The organism is Salinicola endophyticus (assembly GCF_040536835.1).
Taxonomy (GTDB): domain Bacteria; phylum Pseudomonadota; class Gammaproteobacteria; order Pseudomonadales; family Halomonadaceae; genus Salinicola; species Salinicola endophyticus_A.
In genome coordinates, this window is record NZ_CP159578.1 from 293,275 (window position 1) to 316,539 (window position 23,265).

A 23,265-nucleotide genomic window follows, 5' to 3' on the forward strand; every position below is an offset into this window, starting at 1 on the left:
GCGGTAGGCCGCCAGTATGTCGCAGCGACGCCGGGTCGTCCAGCGCCTCATCGGATGCGCCAGCCGGCGCCGCGCGGGCGCTGGCGGCAGTTGTTATACTGCCGCGACGCTTACCCTACCGCTGGAGATCGCATGCCTTCTCACGCCCCCCGTATCGCCATCGTCGGCGCCGCCGGCCGTATGGGCCGCACCCTGGTCAGTGCCGTACAGCAGGATGACGGCGTCAGCCTGGCCGGCGGCAGCGTCTCCACCGGCAGCTCGCTGGTCGGTGCCGACCTGGGCGAACTCGCCGGCCTCGGGCGCCTGGGTGTGGCCGCCACGGACGACCTGGCCGCCATCGCCGACGACTTCGATGTGCTGATCGATTTCACCTCGCCCGCCACCACTCTGGCCAACCTCGCCTTCTGCGCCGATCACGGCAAGGCGATCGTGATCGGCACTACCGGCCTCGACGAGGCCCAGCTGGCCGAGCTCGACGGCTATCGCAAGCGCGTGGCGATGGTCTTCGCGCCCAACATGAGCGTCGGGGTCAATCTCACCCTCAATCTGCTCGCCACCGCCGCACGGGCGCTGGGCGACGAGGGCTACGACATCGAGGTGATCGAGGCCCACCACCGCCACAAGGTCGATGCGCCCTCTGGCACCGCGCTGAAGATGGGCGAGGTGATGGCCGATGCTCTGGCGCGTCCGCTCAAGGAGTACGGCGTCTTCGAGCGGGTCGGGCAGTGCGGTCCGCGTAGCGAGAAAGAGATCGGCTTCGCCACCGTCCGGGCGGGCGATATCGTCGGTGAGCACACGGTGATGTTCGCCACCGAGGGCGAGCGCATCGAAATCACTCACAAGGCTTCCAGCCGCATGACCTTCGCCAAGGGCGCGGTACGCGCGGCACGCTGGCTCGCCACGCGCGAGGCCGGGCGTTACGACATGCAGGATGTGCTCGGTCTGAAAGCCTGAGTCACGCCGCCGGCTACCGCCAAGGTGGGATTGACTTCGGGGTAGAGCCGGCGGCCACTTTCCGGTATCATCGCGCCAATTTGGCCGGGCGAACGCCACCGCGAGAGAGTAGCCGCAGGCAATGCAGTCGATGAGCACGTCGACCAGGATCGTGTCGATCAGGACAACACAGCGGGATGGAACCGGTCTTCCGGATTTCGTCCCGCTTTTTTACGACCTGGCTTAGCCCGACGCCCCGACTGTGCACCTCATGATCTCGCGCTTGGCGACGGCCGGCAGACCCTAGGGCAGGGGGTGTCGTTCCCTTGCCATTCGTTGGTGACCCGCTGAGGAGGATGAGGCCTTGAATAGACCTGCGATACTGGCGCTCGAAGATGGCAGTGTATTTCATGGCACTGCGCTGGGTGCCGATGGGCAGACCAGCGGCGAGGTGGTGTTCAACACCGCCATGACCGGCTATCAGGAAATCCTCACCGACCCCTCCTATACCCGCCAGATCGTCACGCTGACCTACCCGCACATCGGCAATACCGGCATCAATCGCGAGGACGTCGAGTCCGGCGCGATCGCCGCGGCCGGGCTGGTGATCCGCGATCTGCCGCTGCTGGCCAGCAGCTTCCGCAGTGAGCAGACCCTGTCCGACTATCTCGCCGCCAACGGCGTGCTCGGTATCGCCGATATCGACACCCGTCGTCTGACCCGGCTGCTGCGCAGCAAGGGCTCGCTCAACGGCGCCATTCTGGCGGGCGCGGAGGCCAGCGGCGACGACGCGGTGGCGCGCGCGCTGGAAGCGGCGCGCGCCTTCCCCGGGCTCAAGGGCATGGATCTGGCCAAGGTGGTGTCGTGCCGCGAGACCTACGAATGGCACGAAGGCGAATGGGCGCTGGGTCAGGGCTACGCCGACACCGCCCAGGGCGAGCGGGCTTACCATGTGGTGGCCTACGACTACGGCGTCAAGCGCAACATCCTGCGCATGCTCGCCTCGCGCGGCTGCCGTCTGACCGTGGTGCCGGCGCAGACCCCGGCCAGCGAGGTGCTGGCGATGAATCCGGACGGCGTGTTCCTGGCCAATGGCCCCGGTGACCCGGAGCCGTGCGACTACGCCATCGCGGCCATCCGCGAGATCCTGGAGAGCGGCATTCCGGTGTTCGGTATCTGTCTCGGCCACCAGCTGCTGGCGCTGGCCGCCGGTGCGCGCACGCTCAAGATGAACCACGGCCACCACGGTGCCAACCATCCGGTGCAGGATCTCGACAGCGGTCACGTCATGATCACCAGCCAGAACCACGGTTTCGCGGTGGACGAGTCGAGCCTGCCGGACAACGTGCGGGCGATCCATCGCTCGCTGTTCGATGGCACCCTGCAGGGCATCGAGCTCCGCGACCGCCCGGCCTTCAGCTTCCAGGGTCACCCGGAAGCGAGCCCCGGGCCGCAGGACGTGGCGCCGCTGTTCGATCGCTTCGTGTCGATGATGCAGCGGCATCAGCAAAGCGCCGCCTGAGGCGCCGGCAGCGGTGGCTGACGCGAACAGCCAGCAGCGGGATTTGACTCTTTCAGGGCCGGCGGTCGCCGCCGGCACCACCTTATTCGACGAGTGTTAGCGCATGCCAAAACGTACGGATCTCGACAGCATTCTGATCATCGGCGCCGGCCCCATCGTCATCGGGCAGGCGTGCGAATTCGACTACTCCGGGGCCCAGGCCTGTAAGGCGCTGCGCGAGGAGGGCTATCGCGTCATCCTGGTCAACTCCAACCCGGCCACCATCATGACCGACCCGGTGATGGCCGACGCCACCTACATCGAGCCGATCACCTGGCAAGCGGTGGAGAAGATCATCGAGCGCGAGCGCCCCTCGGCGATCCTGCCGACCATGGGCGGGCAGACCGCGCTCAACTGCGCTCTGGATCTGGACAAGCACGGCGTGCTGGCCAAGCACGGCGTCGAGATGATCGGTGCCAACGCCGACGCCATCAACAAGGCCGAAGATCGCGACCTATTCGACAAGGCGATGAAGAACATCGGCCTGGAGTGCCCCAAGGCCAAGGTCGCCCACACCATGGACGAGGCGTGGGAGATCCAGGGCGAGCTGGGCTTCCCGGTGATCATCCGCCCCTCCTACACCATGGGCGGCTCCGGTGGCGGCGTGGCCTACAACAAGGAGGAGTTCGAGGAGATCTGCGGTCGCGGATTCGAGCTCTCCAACAACCACGAGCTGCTGATCGACGAATCCTTGCTGGGGTGGAAGGAGTACGAGATGGAGGTCGTTCGTGACAAGAACGACAACTGCATCATCGTCTGCGCGATCGAGAACTTCGACCCCATGGGCGTGCACACCGGCGACTCCATCACCGTGGCGCCGGCGCAGACGCTGACCGACAAGGAGTACCAGATCATGCGCAACGCATCGCTTGCGGTGCTGCGCGAGATCGGCGTCGAGACCGGCGGCTCCAACGTCCAGTTCGGCGTCGATCCGAACACCGGGCGCATGGTAGTGATCGAGATGAACCCGCGGGTGTCGCGCTCCTCGGCGCTGGCGTCCAAGGCCACCGGCTTCCCGATCGCCAAGATCGCCGCCAAGCTGGCGGTGGGCTACACCCTCGACGAGCTGCAGAACGACATCACCGGCGGTGCCACGCCGGCTTCCTTCGAGCCCTCGATCGACTACGTGGTCACCAAGATTCCGCGTTTCACCTTCGAGAAGTTCCCCCAGGCCAACGACCGCCTGACCACCCAGATGAAGTCGGTGGGTGAGGTGATGGCGATCGGCCGGACCTTCCAGGAGTCGATGCAGAAAGCGCTGCGCGGCCTGGAGATCGGTGTCGACGGGCTCGATCCCAAGGTCACCGACTTCGGCCCCGAGAATATGGCGCTGATCCAGGGTGAGCTGCAGGCCGCCGGCGCCGATCGCATCTTCTACGTCGCCGACGCCATGCGCAGCGGCATGAGCGTGGAAGAGGTGTTCGCGCTGACCAATATCGACCGCTGGTTCCTGGTCCAGCTCGAGGAGCTGGTGCGTCTGGAAAGCGAAGTGGCCAAGCGTACGCTGCACGACTTCGCTGCCGACGAGCTGTTCCGACTCAAGCGCAAGGGCTTCTCCGACGCGCGTCTCGCGGCGCTGCTGGGCGTGGCCGAGAGCGAGGTGCGCGCACGCCGCCACCAGCTCGATATCCGCCCGGTCTACAAGCGTGTCGACACCTGTGCCGCCGAGTTCGCTTCGAGCACCGCCTACATGTACTCCACCTATGAAGAGGAGTGCGAGGCCGAGCCCTCCAATCGTCAGAAGATCATGGTGCTCGGCGGTGGTCCCAACCGGATCGGCCAGGGCATCGAGTTCGACTACTGCTGCGTCCACGCCGCGCTCGCCATGCGCGAAGATGGCTACGAGACGATCATGGTCAACTGCAACCCGGAGACCGTCTCCACCGACTACGACACCTCGGACCGGCTCTACTTCGAGCCGGTGACCCTGGAGGACGTGCTCGAGATCGCCGACAAGGAAAAGCCGGTCGGGGTGATCGTGCAGTTCGGCGGCCAGACCCCGCTGAAGCTGGCCCGCGCCTTGGAGGCCGCCGGCGTGCCGATCATCGGCACCACCCCCGATGCGATCGACCGCGCCGAGGATCGCGAGCGCTTCCAGCAGATGATCGACAAGTTGGGGCTCAAGCAGCCGCCCAACGCCACCGCGCGCAGCTTCGAGGACGCCTTCGTCAAGGCCGAGAAGATCGGCTACCCGCTGGTGGTGCGCCCCAGCTACGTGCTCGGCGGCCGGGCGATGGAGATCGTCTACTCGGCCGAGGAGCTGGAGCGCTACATGACCCACGCGGTCAAGGTCTCCAACGACTCGCCGGTGCTGCTCGACCACTTCCTCAAGGCCGCGGTGGAGATCGACATCGACGCCGTCTCCGACGGCGAGCAGGTGGTGATCGGCGGCATCATGCAGCACATCGAACAGGCCGGCGTGCATTCCGGTGACTCCGCCTGTTCGCTGCCGCCCTACTCGCTGCCCGCCGACGTCCAGGACGCGATGCGCGAGCAGGTCAAGCAGATGGCGGTCGAACTCAACGTGGTCGGCCTGATGAACGTGCAGCTGGCGTGGCAGGATGGCGAGATCTACGTCATCGAGGTCAACCCGCGCGCCTCGCGCACGGTGCCGTTCGTCTCCAAGTGCATCGGCACCTCGCTGGCCCAGATCGCGGCGCGCTGCATGGCCGGCAAGACGCTGGCGGCGCAGAACTTCACCCGCGAGATCATCCCGGGCTACTACAGCGTCAAGGAAGCGGTCTTCCCGTTCAACAAGTTCCCCGGCGTCGATCCGATCCTGTCGCCGGAGATGAAGTCCACCGGTGAGGTGATGGGCAGCGGTACCACCTTCGCCGAGGCCTTCTACAAGGCACAGCTGGGCGCGGGGGAAGCGATTCCCAAGCTCAGCGGCGAGCGCAAGGCGTTTTTGTCGGTGCGCGAGCCGGACAAGCAGGGTGTTATCGAGGTCGCTCAATCTCTGCTAGCCTTGGGCTTCGATCTCGTGGCGACCCGTGGCACGGCCCAAGCTCTGGAGCAGGCCGGGCTGACGGTCGCCGTCGTCAACAAGGTTTATGAGGGCCGCCCGCATATCGTCGATCTGCTCAAGAACGACGAGATCGCCTATATCGTGAACACCACGGAAGGCCGTCAGGCGATTAATGATTCCTCGGTCATCCGGCGTACCGCGCTGGCACGCAAGGTTCCCTATGCCACGACGTTGGCTGGGGCGCGTGCCGTTTGCATGGCGCTGGAGTATGGCAACGAGATCACGGTGCGGCGGCTTCAGGAACAGCATGCAGGAGCAGTCAATGAATAAGGTCCCGATGACCGTCCACGGCGAGCAGGCGCTGCGCGAAGAGCTCAATCACCTCAAGGGCGAGGAGCGTCCGCGTGTGATCGCGGCGATCGCCGAGGCGCGCGAGCATGGCGATCTCAAGGAGAACGCCGAGTACCATGCCGCGCGCGAGCAGCAGGGCTTCATCGAAGGGCGCATCCAGGAGATCGAGGGCAAGCTCTCCAACGCCCAGGTGATCGACGTGGCCAAGATGCCGCGTACCGGCAAGGTGATCTTCGGGGTCACCGTGGAGCTCGTGAACCTGGAAACCGACGAAGAGGTGCGTTACCGCATCGTCGGCGAGGACGAGGCCAACATCAAGGCGGGCAAGATCTCGGTCACCTCGCCGATCGCCCGGGCCCTGATCGGCAAGAGCGAAGGCGATGTGGTCAACGTGCGTACGCCGGGTGGCGACGTGGAGTATGAGATCTCGGGCGTCGAGCATATTTGATCGCACGCGCACAGCTGCGCGTCGGTCAAACGGCATTGAAAGCAAAAGAAGCCGCGACACTGTCGCGGCTTCTTTTCATTCAGGCGCCTTTTGATGTCTGCGGCTCGCGGGCCTCGGACTCAGTGGCGGCCGTGGTGGTTCTCGGCGCGGGCGATGTTGGAGAGTTTGGGGTTGGCCTTGGGGTTGTGGCGGTAGAGCAGCGCCACCTTGCCCAGGCTCTGGACCAGCTCCGCGCCTGAGACCGCGATCAGCTCTTCGATCATCGCCTGGCGATCCTCGCGCTCGGGGATCGCCAGCTTGACCTTGATCAGCTCGTGGTCGCGCAGCGCACGCTCGAGCTCCTGCTGGGCGCCTTCGCCGAGACCGTTCTCGCTCACGGTGACGACCGGCTGGAGATGGTGGCCGATGCTGCGGAAGGCTTTCTTTTGTGCCGATGACAAGCTCATGGTAACCTGACCGTTGGACTTCACTAATAAGATTTAGCGGTGCTGCAATCGGTCCCACCACCGCACTGTCGAAACGCGCATGGTACGGGTTTCGGCAGCGCCAGGAAAGGCGGCAGGCGTCAAAGCCCCTTGTGACACGGCCGATTCCGGCGTGTGTCTGGCCGCTGCACCCGACTTCTCCCCCTTGGTTGCGTGGTCCGGCAGCACCCAGCGGCCCGTTTCAGCGGCCGATTCCCGTTTCGTTCCATCATTTTTCCGTATCCGCAGGTGGCCATCCGTGACCCGCTCCTCGACACCAGGCAAGACCGGCGCCGCGACGCGGCAGAGCAAGAGCAGCGCCGGCTGGCTCAAAGAGCACTTCGACGACCGCTACGTGCAGCAGTCGTGGAAGGATGGCTACCGTTCGCGAGCCAGCTACAAGCTGCTCGAGCTCGATCAGCGCGACGCGCTGCTGCGCCCGGGGATGGGCGTGATCGATCTGGGCGCGGCGCCAGGTGGCTGGAGCCAGGTGGCGGCGGAGAGGGTTGGCTCCGAAGGGGTGGTGATTGCCTCCGACATCCTCGAGATGGATGCGCTGGCCGGGGTCAGCTTCATTCAGGGCGATTTCACCGAGGAGAGCGTGCTCGAGGCGATTCTGGCCGAGCTCTGTGAGCGCCCTGTCGATCTGGTGCTGTCGGACATGGCGCCCAACATGAGCGGCATGGCGGCGATCGATCAGCCGCAGGCGATGTATCTGGTCGAGCTGGCGCTCGACCTGGCCCGGCAGACGCTCTCGCCGGGGGGCAACTTCCTGGCCAAGGTGTTCCAGGGTGAGGGTTTCGATGACTATCTGCGCGAGCTGCGCGCCAGCTTCACCAAGGTGGTGACGCGCAAGCCGGAGGCGTCCCGCGCCCGTTCGCGTGAGGTCTATCTGCTGGCCCAGGGGTTCAAGGGTTAGGCAGCACCTGGGCTGGGCGTCGAGCTAGGGTTGGGCTTCGACAGCGCGCCGATCGAGAGCAAAGACAGGGCGGTATCGGGGTACAGCAGATTTCAGGGCCGGTTCGAGGCGGCATTCAACACCTCGGCAGGCCGATATGTAGTGTCTAACTGGTCGACTTTCGCGCGGACACGGCTTGCAAGCATGGCCGCGAGCCCCCATCTGAGGTAGGGTCGAGAGCATGGCAGACGCAGGCGGCGAGATTCGTACTATGAGGGTGGTGTCTTGAACGACATGGCGAAGAATCTAATTCTCTGGTTGGTCATCGCAGCCGTGCTGCTGACGGTGTTCAACAATTTCAGCGTGGATAGCTCGCCGCAGACGATGAGCTACTCCCAATTCGTGCAGCAGGTGCAGAACGACCAGGTGCGCAGCGTGACCATCGATGGCTATACCATCAGTGGCGAGCGCAGCGACGGCACCCAGTTCCAGACCATCCGCCCGGCGGCGCAGGATCCCAAGCTGATGGATGACCTGCTGTCGCACAAGGTCACCGTGGTCGGCAAGAAGCCGGAAGAGCAGAGCCTGTGGACACGGCTGCTGATCGCCAGCTTCCCGATCCTGCTGATCCTGGGGATCTTCTTCTTCTTCATGCGCCAGATGCAGGGCGGCGGCAGCGGTCGCGGCGGCCCCATGAGCTTCGGCAAGTCCAAGGCCAAGCTGCTCAGCCAGGATCAGATCAAGAGCACCTTCGCCGACGTCGCCGGGTGCGACGAGGCCAAGGAGGAAGTGGTCGAGCTGGTCGACTTCCTCAAGGACCCCTCCAAGTTCCAGCGTCTGGGCGGACAGATTCCCCGCGGCGTGCTGATGGTGGGGCCGCCGGGGACGGGCAAGACGCTGCTGGCCAAGGCGATCGCCGGCGAGGCCAAGGTGCCGTTCTTCTCCATCTCCGGCTCCGATTTCGTCGAGATGTTCGTGGGTGTCGGCGCCTCGCGCGTACGTGACATGTTCGAGCAGGCCAAGAAGCAGGCGCCGTGCATCATCTTCATCGACGAGATCGATGCCGTCGGCCGCCATCGCGGCTCCGGCATGGGGGGCGGCCACGACGAGCGCGAGCAGACGCTCAACCAGCTGCTGGTCGAGATGGACGGCTTCGAGGCCAACGACGGCATCATCGTGATCGCCGCCACCAACCGTCCCGACGTGCTCGACCCGGCGCTGCTGCGTCCGGGCCGCTTCGACCGCCAGGTCACCGTGCCGCTGCCCGACATTCGTGGGCGCGAGCACATTCTCAATGTGCACCTGCGCAAGGTGCCGATGGGTGACGGCGTCAAGGCCAGTATCATCGCTCGTGGCACGCCCGGCTTCTCGGGTGCCGATCTGGCCAACCTGGTCAACGAGGCGGCGCTGTTCGCGGCGCGGCGCAATCGCCGCACCGTGAGCATGGAGGAGCTCGAGCTGGCCAAGGACAAGATCATGATGGGCGCCGAGCGGCGTTCGATGGTGATGTCCGAGAAGGAGAAGCTCAACACCGCCTATCACGAGTCCGGACACGCCATCATCGGCCTGCTGATGCCGGAGCATGACCCGGTCTACAAGGTCACCATCATTCCGCGCGGCCGTGCGCTAGGGGTGACCATGTTCCTGCCGCTGGAGGATCGCTACAGCTACTCGCGCCAGCAGATCATCAGCCAGATCTGCTCGCTGTTCGGCGGCCGTATCGCCGAGGAGATGACGCTGGGGCCCAATGGTGTCACCACCGGCGCCTCCAACGACATCAAGCGCGCCACCGAGCTGGCCCACAGCATGGTCGCCAAGTGGGGCCTCTCCGACGAGATGGGGCCGCTGATGTACGACGAGGACGAGTCGCACCAGTTCCTCGGTGGCCCGGGTCAGGGCGGTGGCAAGCTCAACTCCGGCGAGACCTCGACGCGTCTCGACAAGGAGATCCGCCGCATCATCGACGAGTGCTACACCACGGCGGAGAAGATCCTCGAAGAGAACCGCGACAAGCTCGACCTGATGGCCGAAGCGCTGATGCAGTACGAGACCATCGATGCCGATCAGCTCAAGGACATCATGGAGGGGCGCAAGCCGCGCCCGCCGAAGGACTGGGACGATCAGGGTCCGAGCGCCGGTACCGGCGAGCCGGTCGGCGGCAGCGAAGCGCAGCCGGACGAGGACGAGCCCAAGGACGAGGAGCCGGGCGGTCGACGCCCCTCCGATCCGCTGGGCGGGCCCGCCGGTTCCTGAACCGGCTGCCGCTCACACCCGCTCCCCTCGCAACAGGGCGCCGACAGGGCGCCCTGTTGCGTTATTGGTGGCGTGAATGTGCCGGCGCCGTGGTGCTTGTGTCCCGCAGCGTAGCGCTTGCGTCGAGCGGCGGCGCTGCTTAGAGTGACTCTCTTTTTTGAGCCATTCCCCTGTTTTCCCGCTTCTTGGCGAGCCGAGGCCCATGACGGAAACGCCCCACGCCGGATCGATGCTGCGCTGCGGCAAGCACCTCTTAGACCTCACCCGTCCCCGCGTGATGGGGATTCTCAACGTCACCCCGGATTCGTTCTCCGACGGCGGTCGGCATCAGCGCCTCGACGATGCCCGGCGCCATGCCGAGCGCATGCTGGCCGAGGGCGCCGATATCATCGATGTCGGTGGCGAGTCGACCCGTCCCGGGGCGCAGCCGGTGACGCTCGACGCCGAGCGTGAGCGGGTGCTGCCGGTGGTCGAGGTGCTGACGCGCGAGTTCGATGCCCTGGTGTCGGTAGATACCAGCGCGCCGCAGATCATCACCGAGGCGGCGCAGGCGGGGGCAGGATTGATCAACGACGTGCGCGCGCTGACCCGTGACGGCGCCCTGGTCGCGGCGGCGCAGAGCGCGCTGCCGATCTGTCTGATGCACATGCAGGGCGAGCCCCAGACCATGCAGCAGGCGCCGCACTATGCCGAGCCGATCGAGGTGGCGGTGATCGACTTCCTGCGCCAGCGCGTCGCCGCCTGCGAGCAGGTGGGCATCCCGCGGGAGCGGCTGCTGATCGACCCGGGCTTCGGGTTCGCCAAGACACTGGAACACAATCTTCAACTGCTCAACCGTCTGGGCGCGCTCGATGCGCTCGACCTGCCGCTGCTGGTGGGGGTGTCGCGCAAACGCATGATCGGCGAAACGCTGGGGCGTGAGGTCAATCAGCGCCTCCCCGGTGGGCTGGCGCTGGCGGTGATGGCGCTCGAGCGTGGCGCGCGCATCCTGCGCGTGCACGACGTCGCCCCCACGCGTGACGCGATCGACATGGCTTGGGCAGTGCTGCAGGAGCGAGGAGAGCATGAGTAGACGCTATTTCGGTACCGATGGTATTCGTGGCACGGTCGGCGAGCCGCCGATCACCGCCGATTTCATTCTCAAGCTGGGCTGGGCCATGGGTCGGGTGCTGGCGCGTCGGCTCGCCGACCAGCAGACGCGCCAGAAGTCCCACCAGGCGCCGCGGCCCAAGGTGGTGATCGGCAAGGACACGCGCATCTCGGGCTATATGTTCGAGTCGGCGCTGGAGGCCGGGCTGTCGGCGGCGGGGGCGGATGTCTCGCTGCTGGGGCCGATGCCTACGCCGGGGATCGCCTATCTGACGCGGACCTTCCGCGCCGACGCCGGTATCGTCATCTCGGCCTCGCACAATCCCTATCAGGACAACGGCATCAAGTTCTTCTCCGCCGAGGGGCTCAAGCTCGCCGATGCGGTCGAGCTGGAGATCGAGGCGGAGCTCGACCAGCCACTCGAGACCATGGCCCCCCATCGCCTGGGGCGTGCGGTGCGTATCAACGATGCCGCCGGACGCTACATCGAGTTCTGCAAGTCGACGGTGCCCAACCGGCTCGAGCTGCACGGCCTGCGCATCGTGCTCGACTGCGCCCACGGTGCCACCTATCACATTGCGCCCAACGTCTTCCGTGAGCTGGGGGCCGATGTCAGCGTGATCGGCGCCGAGCCGGATGGCCTCAACATCAACAACGGCGTCGGCTCGACCCACCCCGAACGTCTGCAGGCGGCAGTACGCGAGCGCGAGGCGGACCTCGGCATTGCTTTCGATGGCGACGGCGATCGTGTGCTGCTGGTCGGTGCCGACGGTACCCTGGTCGACGGCGACGAGATCCTCTATATCATCGCCCGCGATCTGCACGCCCGCGACAAGCTGCGCGGCGGCGTGGTGGGGACGCTGATGAGCAACTTCGGCCTGGCCGCGGCCTTCGAGCGTCAGGGGATTCCGTTCGAGCGCGCCAAGGTCGGAGACCGCTACGTCACCGAGCGCCTGCTGGCCAATGACTGGCTGCTGGGGGGCGAGTCGTCCGGACACATCCTCTGCCGCCATGTGCAGACCACCGGCGATGGCATCGTCTCGGCGCTGCAGGTACTCGCGGTGATGGTGCGCGAAAGTGCTACCCTGTCGCAGCTGCTGGAGGGTTTCGAGAAGGCGCCTCAGGCACTGGTCAACGTGCGCCTGCCCAGCGGCAGCGATGCCAAGGCGCTGCTGGAGAGTCCCGAGCTGCACCAGAGCGTGGCGGCGGTGGAGCAGGAGCTCGGCGATGGCGGCCGGGTGCTGCTGCGCCCCTCGGGCACCGAGCCACTGATTCGGGTCATGGTGGAAGGGCGTCCGCGCTTCGACGTCGCGGCGATGGCTGGGCGGATCGCGGCGAGCGTCGAGAATCTGATCACGTAAGTCGGCAGGGGCGAGAGGCGCGAGTTCTCTTGTTGTCTTGCTGTCAAGGCTTTTATACCATGTCGCACCACCGACGGGAGGTAGCATGCGCAAGCCGCTGATCGCGGGTAACTGGAAGATGAATGGCTCGGCGGAACTGGTCGAGACCTTCGCGCGGGCGTTTGCCGAGACGACGCTGCCGGCGTCGGTCGAGGTGCTGATCCACCCTCCCTTCCCCTATCTGCAGGCCGCGTCGGAAGCCTTCGCCGCCACGCCGATCGGGCTCGGCGCGCAGACTCTCAACCCGCTGCATGCGGGCGCGCGTACCGGTGAGGTGAGCGGTCAGATGCTCAAGGAGTTCGGCGTCGAGTCGGTGCTCGTCGGCCACTCCGAGCGGCGTCAGCTCTATCGCGAAGACGACGAGGCGGTGTTCGATCGGGTGATCGCGGCGCTGGGTGTCGGCATGCGTCCGATCCTGTGCGTCGGTGAGACGCTCGAGGAGCGCGATGCCGGGCGCACCGAAGAGGTGGTGCTGCGCCAGGTGGGCTATGTCATGTCGCGGCTCGAGCCGGCGCAGCGACGTCAGCTGACGATCGCCTACGAGCCGGTATGGGCGATCGGTACCGGGCGCACGGCGACCCCGGCGCAGGCCCAGGAAGTCATGGCGAAGATCCGAGCCTATCAGGCGGGGTTCGACCGCGAACTCGCCGCGGAGCTGCGTCTGCTCTACGGCGGGAGCATGAATGCGAGCAATGCCGCCGAGCTGCTCGCACAGCAGGATATCGACGGCGGCCTGATCGGCGGTGCGTCGCTCAAGGTCGACGATTTCATAGCGATTTGTCAGTCAGCAGGTTGATTTCATGCAGATAGCAGTTTTGATGATCCACGTACTCATCGCCATCGCACTGGTGGTGCTCGTCCTGCTGCAGCAGGGCAAGGGCGCCGAGGCCGGTGCGGCATTCGGCGGTGGTTCCTCGCAGACGGTATTCGGCTCCCGCGGCAGCGGCGGCTTCCTGTCCAAGCTGACCGGTGGCCTGGCCGCGCTGTTCTTCGTCACCTCGCTGGCGCTGGCTTACTTCGCGTCCAACGCCAGCAGCGCGCCGCAGAGCGGCATTCCCGATGCCCAAGTGATCGAGCAGCAACATAATGGTGCGCCGACCCTTGACGACGGCGATCAAACCGGGAATAATGCTGCGCCAGCACTCGAGGAAGGGACGCAGCAAGAATCGTCAAATCCTTGAGTGAGAAGGAAAACTCACGAGCGCCAAGTTTGGGTTCGTGAGTCTGTGTCAACGCTCTAGGGCGTGACACTCCCCTGATGCCGAAGTGGTGGAATTGGTAGACACGCTATCTTGAGGGGGTAGTGACCTTACGGTCGTGCGGGTTCAAGTCCCGCCTTCGGCACCATCGTCAAGCCTGAGAATCGAACTGGATTCCAGACCTCTGAACGAAACCGGTTGATTGCGTGAATAGCGGCGTTCCTTGACCCATCGCGGGGCCGTTCCTATAATCGCCAACCTGATGTTGCGGGGTGGAGCAGTCTGGTAGCTCGTCGGGCTCATAACCCGAAGGTCGTCGGTTCAAATCCGGCCCCCGCTACCAAGTTTTTTGAAAGGCCCCTTCAAGAGAAGGGGCTTTTTGTTAGCGGCTTTGTCGTTCTCAACTTAGCCTGCTGACGCCAACGTCAGTCAGCCACCTAGCACCTTGCATTTCTCTCAACTCCCGGTCAGGTGCCTGATGCAACTGCTGTAGGAGTCGTCTGTGGTCACCAAGGACGCAGCACTATATGCGATCATCGAACCCGTGGTCACCGCCATGGGTTTCGAGCTGTGGGGCCTGGAGTATCTGGCTCAGGGCAAGCACTCCAAGTTGATGATCTTCATCGATAGCCCCAACGGTATCTCGGTGGACGACTGCGCCGATGTCAGCCGCCAGGTGAGCGGTGTGCTCGATGTCGAGGATCCGATCACGAGCCATTACAGCCTGGAAGTCTCTTCTCCCGGGCTAGACCGCCCGCTCTATACCCTGGATCACTTCTCGCGTTTTCGTGGCCACGTCGTGCAGCTGAAGCTGCGCACGGCGTTCGATGGCCGGCGCAAGTTCCAGGGGCTGCTGGCCGGCGTCGAGGACGACGATGTGCTGCTGCAGATCGATGGCGAAGAGTACTGCTTCCCCATCGAGAGCATCGATCAAGCGCGCGTCGTGCCGCAGTTCGACGACTGACGCCGAACATCACTGTCGGTGGATCGGTAGCCGCCGATCGCGCTGTCGACACCACCCATCGATCACAAGAAGAGGCGCCGGATCCACGCTTCGATGCGAGCAAGGCGTTTCCACAGAACCGGTTTTTCGGCGAGGCATAGGCATGAGCAAAGAGATACTGCTGGTCGTTGACGCCATCTCCAACGAGAAGAGCGTTCCCCGAGACGTGATCTTCGAAGCCGTCGAGGCGGCGCTCGCGAGCGCCTCGCGCAAGCGTTTCGAAGGTCAGGACGTGAGCGTTCGGGTCGAGATCGACCGGCGCACCGGTGAGTACGACACCTTCCGCCGCTGGACCGTGGTCGAAGACGAAGAGTATCTCAGCGAAGAGCGCGAGATTCCGCTGTCCGAAGCCGAGCAGCGCGATCCGCCGCTGGCCCTCGGCGACGTCGTCGAAGAGCAGATCGAGTCGGTGGCCTTCGGCCGCATCGCGGCGCAGACCGCCAAGCAGGTCATCGTGCAGAAGGTGCGCGAGGCCGAGCGGGCGCAGATCGTCAAGCAGTATGCCGAGCGCGAGGGTGAGCTGGTCGCCGGTATCGTCAAGAAGACGACACGCGATGGCCTCATCATCGATCTGGGCGAGAATGCCGAAGGCTTCCTGCCGCGCGGCGAGATGATCCCCGGCGAGCGCTATCGCATGAACGAGCGTGTGCGCGCGCTGCTGTGGAAGGTCGATCCGGAAGCCCGCGGCTCCCAGCTGATCCTGTCGCGGACCAAGCCCGGCATGCTGGTCGAGCTGTTCAAGATCGAGGTGCCCGAGATCGCCGAGCAGCTGATCGAGATCAAGGGCGCGGCACGCGATCCGGGCGCACGCGCCAAGATCGCGGTCAAGACCAACGACAAGCGCATCGATCCGGTCGGTGCCTGCGTCGGTATGCGCGGTTCGCGTGTGCAAGCGGTGTCCAACGAACTGCGCAACGAGCGCGTGGACATCATTCTATGGGACGACAACCCCGCCCAGCTGGTGATCAACGCCATGGCGCCGGCGGAAGTCGCTTCCATTCTCGTCGATGAAGACGCCCATTCGATGGACGTCGCCGTCGCCGAGGACAACCTCGCTCAGGCCATCGGCCGCAGCGGTCAGAACGTGCGGCTCGCCAGCGAGCTGACGGGCTGGACGCTCAACGTCATGACCGTGGACGAGGCCGAGGGTAAACGCGAGCAGGAAGTCGACAGCCTGATCGAATATTTCATCAACCATCTCGAGATCGACGAAGACGTCGCCCGCATCCTGGTCGAGGAAGGGTTCACGACGATCGAGGAGCTGGCCTACGTGCCGCTCGAGGAGATGCTGGAGATCGAAGAGTTCGATGAGGATCTGATCGAGGAACTGCGAGCAAGGGCCAAGGATGAGCTGCTCAACCTGGCTATCGCCTCGGAAGAGGAACTGGACGGCGCTCAGCCCGCCGAAGACCTTCTCTCGATGGACGGCATGGACCGCCACCTGGCATTCATTCTCGCCAGCCGTGGCATCGTCACCATGGAGGACCTTGCGGAACAGTCCATCGAGGATCTGAAGGATATCGACGACGTGGACGAGGAGCGCGCAGCGGCACTGATCATGACTGCCCGTGCGCCTTGGTTTCAGAGCGAAGAGTAACGTGGTCACGGGTTCAGGAGGGTCGTAATGTCAGACATGACCGTAAAAGAGTTTGCCGGCAAGGTGGGACGCGATGTCTCCCGCTTGCTAGAACAGATGAAAGATGCAGGCCTCCCGCACAAGCAGGAGAGTGACGCCGTATCCGAAGAAGACAAGCAGCGCCTGCTCGACCATCTGACCAAGAGTCATGGTGGGGGCCGGGGTCCGCGCAATCGGATCACGCTGACGCGCAACACCCGCAGCAAGATTCGCTCGGGCGAGCGTGGCAAGACCATCGAGGTGCAGGTGCGTAAGAAGCGCACCTACGTCAAGCGCGACGCCGAGCCGGCCGAAGAGGCGCCGGTCGAGGAGTCCGGTCCGCGTCAGCTGGTCGGCGACATGGCCGATCATCAGGCGCAGCAGGCCGAGCAGCAGGCGCAGGCCGACGCGGCCGCGAAGGCTGCCGCCGAGAGCGCCGGTCAGGAGAGCTCCAACAAGGCCGCGGCGCCGTCGCCGGCCCCTGCAGCCCCGGGCGACGACATTCCCCAGGAACCGCAGGTCGAGGATGACGAGCCGGTCTCCAACAGCCAGCCGTTCGTCGAGCCGCCGCCCAAGGAGCAGCGTACCGACAACCGTCGCGCGCACCCCAAGAAGGAGAAGGAGCGCGACAGCGGCGGCCGGCGTGGTCGGCGTGACGACGACGACGATCGCGGTGAGCGGCGTCGCGGCGGCAAGAAGGTCAAGCGTGCCGAGCGTCGTGGCACCCGCCGTGGGCGTGGCGACAATCAGCACGGGTTCCAGAAGCCGACCCAGCCGATCGTGCGTGAAGTGGCGATCCCCGAGTCGATCAGCGTGGCCGACCTCGCCGACAAGATGTCGATCAAGGCCAACGAAGTGATCAAGGCCATGTTCAGCATGGGCGCGGCGGTGACCATCAACCAGACCATCGACCAGGATACGGCTGCGATCGTGGTCGAGGAGATGGGCCACAAGCCGCGTCTGGTCAAGGAAGATGCGCTCGAGACCGAAGTGCTCGAGAACATCTCCTACGAGGGCGACGAGATCACCCGCTCGCCGGTGGTGACGGTGATGGGCCACGTCGACCACGGCAAGACCTCGCTGCTCGACTTCATCCGTCGCACCAAGGTGGCGACCGGTGAAGCCGGCGGGATCACCCAGCACATCGGCGCCTACCACGTCGAAGGCGAGCACGGCGGCGTGACCTTCCTCGACACCCCCGGACACGCGGCCTTTACCGCCATGCGTGCCCGCGGTGCCCAGGCCACCGACGTGGTCATCCTGGTGGTGGCTGCCGACGACGGCGTGATGCCGCAGACGATCGAGGCGGTCGAGCACGCCAAGGCGGCCGGCGTGCCGCTGGTGGTGGCGATCAACAAGATCGACAAAGAAGGTGCCGACCTCGACCGCATTCGTAACGAGCTCTCCCAGCACGGCGTGATCTCGGAAGAGTGGGGCGGCGACACCCAGTTCGTGCCCGTCTCGGCCAAGACCGGTGATGGTATCGATCAGCTGCTCGAATCCGTGCTGCTGGTCTCTGAAGTCCTCGAGCTCAAGGCCGTTCCCGAAGCGCCCGGCAAGGGTGTGGTGGTCGAGTCGCGGCTCGATCGCGGCCGCGGTCCGGTCGCCACCGTGCTGGTCCAGAACGGTACCCTGAGCCGTGGCGATATCGTACTCGCCGGCCTGCACTACGGCCGCGTGCGCGCGCTGACCAACGAACTCGGCCAGCAGGTCGAGTCGGTGGGCCCGTCGATGCCAGTGGAGATCCAGGGGCTCGACGGTACGCCGGAAGCGGGCGAAGACTTCATGGTGCTGGCCGACGAGAAGAAGGCGCGCGAGATCGCCAACTTCCGTCAGGGCAAATACCGCGAAGTGCGTCTGGCGCGGCAGCAGAAGGCCAAGCTGGAGAACATGTTCAGCCAGATGGGCCAGGACGAAGTGGCCAAGGTCAACGTCGTGCTCAAGGCCGACGTCCAGGGCTCGCTGGAAGCGATCCGTGGTGCACTGGAAGAGCTCTCCACCGACGAAGTCCAGGTCGCCGTGGTCTCCTCCGGGGTCGGTGGTATCACCGGCACCGACGCCAACCTGGCGCTCGCCAGCGAGGCGATTCTGGTCGGCTTCAACGTGCGTGCCGATGCCTCCGCACGGGAGATCGTCGAGCGTGAAGGGCTGGATCTGCGCTACTACAGCGTCATCTACCAGCTGATCGACGAGGTCAAGCAGGCCATGAGCGGCATGCTGGCACCGGAGTGGAAGGAAGAGATCGTCGGTATCGCCGAAGTGCGCGACGTGTTCAAGGCGCCGAAGATCGGCGCGATCGCTGGCTGTATGGTCATCGAGGGCACCGTCCACCGCAACAAGAAGATCCGTGTACTGCGCGACAACGTGGTCATCTACGAAGGCGATCTGGAGTCCCTGCGTCGCTTCAAGGATGACGTCAACGAAGTGCGCAACGGCATGGAGTGCGGTATCGGCGTCAAGAACTACAACGACGTTCAGGTCGGCGACAAGATCGAGGTCTTCGATCAGGTCAAGGTCGAACGCTCGCTGTAAGCGGCGATCCCCGGGGGCACGGCCTCCGGGGCCACGGAGCTAACGATGCGCGAATTCAAACGAACCGACCGGGTCGCCGACCAGCTCCAGCAGGAGCTGGCCGTGCTGATCCAGCGCGAGATCAAGGATCCGCGGCTGGGCATGGTCACCGTCAGCTCGGTGAAGGTCAGCCGGGATCTCGGCTATGCCGATATCTTCGTGACCCTGCTGGGCGAAAACGATGCCGAGCGGGTGCGTGAGAACCTGGGCGTGCTCAAGCGCGCAGCCGGTTTCCTGCGCTCGCAGATCGCGCGTCGCATCAAGCTGCGTCACGTGCCGGAGCTGCGCTTTCACTACGACGAAAGCGTGCTGCGGGGCCATCACCTCTCGGCGCTGATCGACGAAGCGGTGGCCAGCGACAAGCGTCACGACGAGCCTGCCGACGACGCGGCGTCTGATGATGACGCGCCGCAGCGGGGTGATGGAGCGCCGCAGCGGGGTGATGGAGAGCCGCGCTGATGGCCAGGCGTCGCAAGGGCCTGGCGATCGATGGCGTGCTGCTGCTGGACAAGCCCCAGGGCATCTCCAGCAACCACGCGCTGCAGCGGGTCCGACGTCTGTATCAGGCGCGCAAGGCGGGGCACACCGGTACGCTGGATCCGATGGCGACCGGGCTGCTGCCGATCTGTCTCGGCGAGGCGACCAAGTTCTCCGCGCACCTGTTGGAGGCCGACAAGGTCTACCGTACCCGGGTCAAGCTGGGTGAGATCACCGACACCGGAGATGCCGAAGGCGAAGTGATCGCACGCCAGGCGCTCCCCGAGCGGCTGGATCGCGAGGCCATCGAGGCACTGCTGACGCGCTTTCACGGCGAGATCGAGCAGGTGCCGCCGATGTACTCCGCGCTCAAGCATCAGGGGCGCAAGCTCTACGAGCTGGCGCGGGAGGGCAAGACGGTGGCACGTGCGCCGCGCCGTGTGACGGTGTATGATGTGCGCCCGCTCGGCTGGGAGCCCGATGGCTTCTGGCTTGAGGTGCGCTGTAGCAAGGGCACCTATATCCGCACGCTGGCCGAGGATATCGGCCGCGAAGCCGGTTTCGGCGCGCATATCACGGCGCTGGAACGGCTGCAGACAGGGCCTTTCGACAGCGCCAACCGGGTGACACTCGAAGCGCTCGAGGCGATGGACGACGACGCCCGGCTGGCGCAGCTGCTGCCGGCCGATGCGATGCTCGACCATCTGCCACCGCTCGCGGTGGACGCCGAGACCGCCGACCGCCTGCTTCACGGGCAGCGCGCCGCGGTGGCCGCCGGTACGTTGGCATCTGGCAGCACGGCAAGACTCTATCTCGACCACGCCTTTCTGGGGCTGGTCGAGGCGACCGGGGCGACGGAGATTGCGCCCAAGCGCCTGGTCGATACCGCGGCCCTGGCGTCGGGCTGAGCCCCGACGCCAGGGTAGTGACGGCGGCGAGCCTGGCTCGACGCCACACGCCGAAGCGCGCTTCGGCAATCATCGGGAGACTGCAAATATGCGTGGTCTCCGACATTCATCACTCAAGCATATTGCTTAGGAGAGTGTTTCATGGCACTGACTGCCGAAAAGAAAGCCGAAATCGTCAAAGAGTTCGGTCAGGGCGAGAACGACACCGGTTCCCCTGAAGTGCAGGTTGCCCTGCTGAGCGCCAACATCGATGGCCTGCAGAGCCACTTCAAGGATCACAAGCAGGATCACCACTCCCGTCGTGGTCTGATCCGCATGGTCAACCAGCGCCGCAAGCTGCTGGACTACCTCAAGGGTAAAGACTTCGACCGCTATCAGTCGCTGATCAAGAAGCTCGGTCTGCGTCGCTGATACCGTCTGCCGGCACGCTTGCCGGCAGCGCGTGTTCGAGACAGGCAATCCCATTCGGGATTGCCTGTTTTTTTATGTCCGCACTTTTTATTCCCGCACGGGCGCCGGGGGCAGGGTGAAGCGAGGGTCCTTTGCCATGGAAGGCAAAGGTAGCGCACAGGGATGTGTTTACAGCGCCCTCGCGAAGCCCTGCCCCCGGGAAAGCCCATGCAGCCTGTTGTGAGCGGTGTTTCAAGTCAACAGCGTAGGAAAGGGGCGAAGCACTGGCCCGGGTAAGGCGCAGGGCGCCCATTATCAGAGGGTGTGGCAATGAGCGCTTCGCGCGCTTTCCACGGCGGTTTTTCGCGTCTGTGCGGCGTGTGCCATGCGGGCGACGTCGGTAGCTCTCGCCCGCGCGAACGCCTAGAATGGTCGCCGAGTCAAAAGACCCACATGAATCCGACAAGTTGAAGGAATACCCGTGAATCCGGTCGAAACCACCTTCCAGTACGGTGCCAGCACCGTCACTCTCGAAACTGGGCGCGTCGCCCGTCAGGCTACCGGCGCCGTGCTGGTCACCATGGACGACACCGTGGTGCTGTGTACCGTCGTCGGCCGCAAGGATCTCAAGCCCGGCCAGGACTTTTTCCCGCTCTCCGTGCACTACCAGGAGAAGACTTACTCGGTCGGCAAGATCCCCGGCGGCTTCTTCAAGCGTGAAGGGCGCCCCACCGAGAAAGAGACGCTGACCTCGCGTCTGATCGACCGCCCGATCCGCCCGCTGTTTCCCAAGGGCTTCATGAACGAAGTCCAGGTCATCTGTACCGTACTCTCCGCCGATCGTAACCAGGACCCGGACATCGCCGCGATGCTCGGTACCTCGGCCGCGCTGGCGATCTCCGGGCTGCCGTTCAACGGCCCGATCGGCGCCGCCCGCGTCGGTTTCACCGAGTCGCGTGGCTACTTCCTCAATCCCAAGGTGGACGAGCTCGCCACCACCGAGCTCAACATGGTCGTCGCCGGTACCGACAAGGCCGTGCTGATGGTCGAGTCCGAAGCCCAGGAGTTGAGCGAAGACGAGATGCTCGGCGGCGTGCTCTACGCCCACCAGGAGATGCAGGTCGCGGTGGACGCGATCAAGGCATTCGCCCAGGAAGCAGGCAAGCCCAAGTGGGACTGGCAGCCGGCGGCCGACAACGCCGCGCTCAAGAGCGCCATCGCCGGCGCCTTCGAAGCCAAGATCGGCGAGGCCTACCGCATCACCGACAAGATGGCGCGTCAGGATGCTCTGGCCGCTATCCGCAGCGACGCGCTGGCCCAGTTCGCCGCCGGCGACAGCCCGCAGTTCAGCGCCGACGAGGTGAGCGGTGCCCTGGCCAGCCTCGAGAAGCACACCGTACGGCGTCGTGTCATCGCCGGCGAGCCGCGTATCGACGGCCGCGACCACAAGACCGTGCGTCCGCTCGACGTCAAGGTCGGCGTGCTGCCGCGCACCCACGGCTCGGCGCTGTTCACCCGCGGCGAGACCCAGGCCGTGGTCATCGCCACCCTGGGCACGCTGCGTGACGCTCAGTTGATCGAGTCGCTGGAAGGCGAGCGCAAGGATCGTTTCCTGCTGCACTACAACTTCCCCCCCTACAGCGTCGGCGAAGCCGGCTTCATGGGTGGCCCCAAGCGCCGCGAGATCGGCCACGGCCGGCTGGCGCGCCGCGGCGTGCAGGCGATGCTGCCCAGCGAGGATGACTTCCCCTACACCATCCGCGTGGTCTCCGAGATCACCGAGTCCAACGGCTCCAGCTCGATGGCTTCCGTCTGCGGCACTTCGCTGGCGCTGATGGATGCCGGCGTGCCGATCAAGGCGCCGGTGGCGGGTATCGCCATGGGCCTGGTCAAGGACGATGACGGCTTCGCCGTGCTGACCGATATCCTGGGTGACGAGGACCACCTCGGCGACATGGACTTCAAGGTGGCCGGTTCCGCCCAGGGCGTGACCGCGCTGCAGATGGACATCAAGATCGAGGGCATCAACGAAGAGATCATGGAGACCGCGCTCTCCCAGGCGCATCAGGCGCGTCTCGAGATCCTCGACAAGATGAACGCGGTCATCGCCGAGAGCCGTAACGAAGTCTCCGACTATGCGCCGGCGATGCAGACGATCAAGATCGATCCGGACAAGATCCGTGACGTCATCGGCAAGGGTGGCGCCACCATCCGCGGTATCTGCGAAGAGACCGGCGCCTCCATCGATATCGACGACGACGGCACCGTGCGTATCTACGCCGAAGATCGTGCCGCGGCCAAGCGCGCCATCGACAGCGTCGAAGCGATCACCGCCGAAGCCGAGATCGGCAAGCTCTACCGCGGCAAGGTGGTGCGTCTGGCCGACTTTGGCGCCTTCGTCAACTTCATGCCGGGGACCGACGGCCTGGTGCACATCTCGCAGATCGTGCCGGAGCGCGTCAACGACGTGAAGGATTACCTGAGCGAAGGCCAGGAAGTGACGGTCAAGGTGCTCGACATCGACAACCGCAACCGCGTGAAGCTGTCGATCAAGGAGATCACCCCGGAAGAGCAGGCCGCCTTCGAAGCCTCTCTCGTCACCCCCGAGTAAGCCCGCGGGCACTGCGCCCGCTGCTCGCTCGACCACGCCCGGTCCGCCTCGTGCGGGCCGGGCGTTTTTTGTGACGAGCACTTTTTCATGAGGAACACTTCGGTGACGGGTGTCGAGATCAGCGCT

General features: G+C 65.1%; 18 protein-coding genes and 2 tRNA genes. 19 read left to right on the top strand and 1 reads right to left on the bottom strand.

Annotated elements, in window-relative coordinates:
* Window positions 1-132 precede the first annotated feature (132 nt).
* From dapB to greA, 4 genes are all read left to right on the top strand, one after another.
* Window positions 133-954, top strand: a complete 822-nt coding sequence (gene dapB / locus ABV408_RS01340) for a 4-hydroxy-tetrahydrodipicolinate reductase (RefSeq protein WP_353980757.1) — start codon at window positions 133-135, stop codon at window positions 952-954.
* A gap of 343 nt (window positions 955-1,297) precedes the next feature.
* Window positions 1,298-2,455 carry a glutamine-hydrolyzing carbamoyl-phosphate synthase small subunit gene (gene carA, locus ABV408_RS01345; RefSeq protein WP_353980758.1) on the top strand — a complete coding sequence of 386 codons (1,158 nt, stop codon included), beginning with the start codon at window positions 1,298-1,300 and terminating at the stop codon, window positions 2,453-2,455.
* 103 nt (window positions 2,456-2,558) lie between these two features.
* A complete protein-coding gene (gene carB, locus ABV408_RS01350; RefSeq protein ID WP_353980759.1) occupies window positions 2,559-5,792 on the top strand; it encodes a carbamoyl-phosphate synthase large subunit in 3,234 nt (1,077 codons plus the stop codon).
* Window positions 5,785-6,261, top strand: coding sequence for a transcription elongation factor GreA (gene greA / locus ABV408_RS01355; protein ID WP_353980760.1), 477 nt, complete (start codon window positions 5,785-5,787; stop codon window positions 6,259-6,261). The genes carB and greA overlap by 8 nt, the downstream gene beginning before the upstream one ends.
* 119 nt (window positions 6,262-6,380) lie before the next feature.
* Here greA and ABV408_RS01360 read toward each other — a convergent pair whose 3' ends face one another.
* On the bottom strand, window positions 6,381-6,707 hold the full coding sequence (locus ABV408_RS01360) for a YhbY family RNA-binding protein (RefSeq protein WP_207036204.1): 327 nt from the start codon (window positions 6,705-6,707) through the stop codon (window positions 6,381-6,383).
* A 277-nt stretch (window positions 6,708-6,984) separates the two neighbouring features.
* Between ABV408_RS01360 and rlmE the strand changes: the two genes are divergently transcribed.
* The 15 genes from rlmE to pnp all read left to right on the top strand — a co-directional run bounded on the left by rlmE (window position 6,985) and on the right by pnp (window position 23,139).
* Entirely contained in the window at window positions 6,985-7,644 is a 660-nt protein-coding gene (gene rlmE / locus ABV408_RS01365; protein ID WP_353980761.1) for a 23S rRNA (uridine(2552)-2'-O)-methyltransferase RlmE, read from the top strand.
* Between the two features lie 264 nt (window positions 7,645-7,908).
* Window positions 7,909-9,876: an ATP-dependent zinc metalloprotease FtsH gene (gene ftsH, locus ABV408_RS01370; protein WP_353980762.1), complete on the top strand. Its 1,968-nt coding sequence runs from the start codon at window positions 7,909-7,911 to the stop codon at window positions 9,874-9,876.
* 202 nt (window positions 9,877-10,078) lie between these two features.
* On the top strand, window positions 10,079-10,948 hold the full coding sequence (folP, locus tag ABV408_RS01375) for a dihydropteroate synthase (RefSeq protein ID WP_353980763.1): 870 nt from the start codon (window positions 10,079-10,081) through the stop codon (window positions 10,946-10,948).
* The gene (glmM, locus tag ABV408_RS01380; protein WP_353980764.1) at window positions 10,941-12,326 is read left to right on the top strand and encodes a phosphoglucosamine mutase; all 1,386 of its coding nucleotides are present in this window, start codon (window positions 10,941-10,943) and stop codon (window positions 12,324-12,326) included. Before folP ends, glmM begins: the two co-directional genes overlap by 8 nt.
* Window positions 12,327-12,411: 85 nt before the next feature.
* Window positions 12,412-13,161 carry a triose-phosphate isomerase gene (tpiA, locus tag ABV408_RS01385; protein ID WP_353980765.1) on the top strand — a complete coding sequence of 250 codons (750 nt, stop codon included), beginning with the start codon at window positions 12,412-12,414 and terminating at the stop codon, window positions 13,159-13,161.
* Between the two features lie 4 nt (window positions 13,162-13,165).
* Window positions 13,166-13,546 carry a preprotein translocase subunit SecG gene (secG, locus tag ABV408_RS01390; RefSeq protein ID WP_353980766.1) on the top strand — a complete coding sequence of 127 codons (381 nt, stop codon included), beginning with the start codon at window positions 13,166-13,168 and terminating at the stop codon, window positions 13,544-13,546.
* Between the two features lie 79 nt (window positions 13,547-13,625).
* Window positions 13,626-13,712: transfer RNA gene (locus tag ABV408_RS01395), tRNA-Leu, on the top strand.
* Window positions 13,713-13,830: 118 nt separating this feature from the next.
* Window positions 13,831-13,907, top strand: a tRNA-Met gene (locus tag ABV408_RS01400).
* Between the two features lie 159 nt (window positions 13,908-14,066).
* Complete coding sequence (gene rimP / locus ABV408_RS01405; protein WP_106418827.1) at window positions 14,067-14,528, top strand: ribosome maturation factor RimP; 462 nt, start codon at window positions 14,067-14,069, stop codon at window positions 14,526-14,528.
* Between the two features lie 142 nt (window positions 14,529-14,670).
* The gene (nusA, locus tag ABV408_RS01410) at window positions 14,671-16,164 is read left to right on the top strand and encodes a transcription termination factor NusA (protein WP_353980767.1); all 1,494 of its coding nucleotides are present in this window, start codon (window positions 14,671-14,673) and stop codon (window positions 16,162-16,164) included.
* Window positions 16,165-16,191: 27 nt separating this feature from the next.
* Entirely contained in the window at window positions 16,192-18,714 is a 2,523-nt protein-coding gene (gene infB, locus ABV408_RS01415; RefSeq protein ID WP_353980768.1) for a translation initiation factor IF-2, read from the top strand.
* A gap of 45 nt (window positions 18,715-18,759) precedes the next feature.
* Window positions 18,760-19,212, top strand: coding sequence for a 30S ribosome-binding factor RbfA (gene rbfA / locus ABV408_RS01420; RefSeq protein WP_353980769.1), 453 nt, complete (start codon window positions 18,760-18,762; stop codon window positions 19,210-19,212).
* A complete protein-coding gene (truB, locus tag ABV408_RS01425; RefSeq protein WP_353980770.1) occupies window positions 19,212-20,138 on the top strand; it encodes a tRNA pseudouridine(55) synthase TruB in 927 nt (308 codons plus the stop codon). Before rbfA ends, truB begins: the two co-directional genes overlap by 1 nt.
* A gap of 141 nt (window positions 20,139-20,279) precedes the next feature.
* Window positions 20,280-20,549, top strand: a complete 270-nt coding sequence (gene rpsO, locus ABV408_RS01430) for a 30S ribosomal protein S15 (RefSeq protein ID WP_035476178.1) — start codon at window positions 20,280-20,282, stop codon at window positions 20,547-20,549.
* A 460-nt stretch (window positions 20,550-21,009) separates the two neighbouring features.
* Window positions 21,010-23,139, top strand: coding sequence for a polyribonucleotide nucleotidyltransferase (gene pnp / locus ABV408_RS01435; RefSeq protein ID WP_353980771.1), 2,130 nt, complete (start codon window positions 21,010-21,012; stop codon window positions 23,137-23,139).
* Window positions 23,140-23,265 lie beyond the last annotated feature (126 nt).

Excerpts from the sequence above, each read along its gene's own strand:
- dapB (WP_353980757.1), top strand. The coding sequence starts at position 133 with ATGCCTTCTCACGCCCCCCGTATCGCCATCGTCGGCGCCGCCGGCCGT.
- carB (WP_353980759.1), top strand. The coding sequence starts at position 2,559 with ATGCCAAAACGTACGGATCTCGACAGCATTCTGATCATCGGCGCCGGC.
- greA (WP_353980760.1), top strand. The coding sequence starts at position 5,785 with ATGAATAAGGTCCCGATGACCGTCCACGGCGAGCAGGCGCTGCGCGAA.
- ABV408_RS01360 (WP_207036204.1), bottom strand. The coding sequence starts at position 6,707 with ATGAGCTTGTCATCGGCACAAAAGAAAGCCTTCCGCAGCATCGGCCAC.
- folP (WP_353980763.1), top strand. The coding sequence starts at position 10,079 with ATGACGGAAACGCCCCACGCCGGATCGATGCTGCGCTGCGGCAAGCAC.
- glmM (WP_353980764.1), top strand. The coding sequence starts at position 10,941 with ATGAGTAGACGCTATTTCGGTACCGATGGTATTCGTGGCACGGTCGGC.
- tpiA (WP_353980765.1), top strand. The coding sequence starts at position 12,412 with ATGCGCAAGCCGCTGATCGCGGGTAACTGGAAGATGAATGGCTCGGCG.
- secG (WP_353980766.1), top strand. The coding sequence starts at position 13,166 with ATGCAGATAGCAGTTTTGATGATCCACGTACTCATCGCCATCGCACTG.
- nusA (WP_353980767.1), top strand. The coding sequence starts at position 14,671 with ATGAGCAAAGAGATACTGCTGGTCGTTGACGCCATCTCCAACGAGAAG.
- infB (WP_353980768.1), top strand. The coding sequence starts at position 16,192 with ATGTCAGACATGACCGTAAAAGAGTTTGCCGGCAAGGTGGGACGCGAT.
- rbfA (WP_353980769.1), top strand. The coding sequence starts at position 18,760 with ATGCGCGAATTCAAACGAACCGACCGGGTCGCCGACCAGCTCCAGCAG.
- truB (WP_353980770.1), top strand. The coding sequence starts at position 19,212 with ATGGCCAGGCGTCGCAAGGGCCTGGCGATCGATGGCGTGCTGCTGCTG.
- rpsO (WP_035476178.1), top strand. The coding sequence starts at position 20,280 with ATGGCACTGACTGCCGAAAAGAAAGCCGAAATCGTCAAAGAGTTCGGT.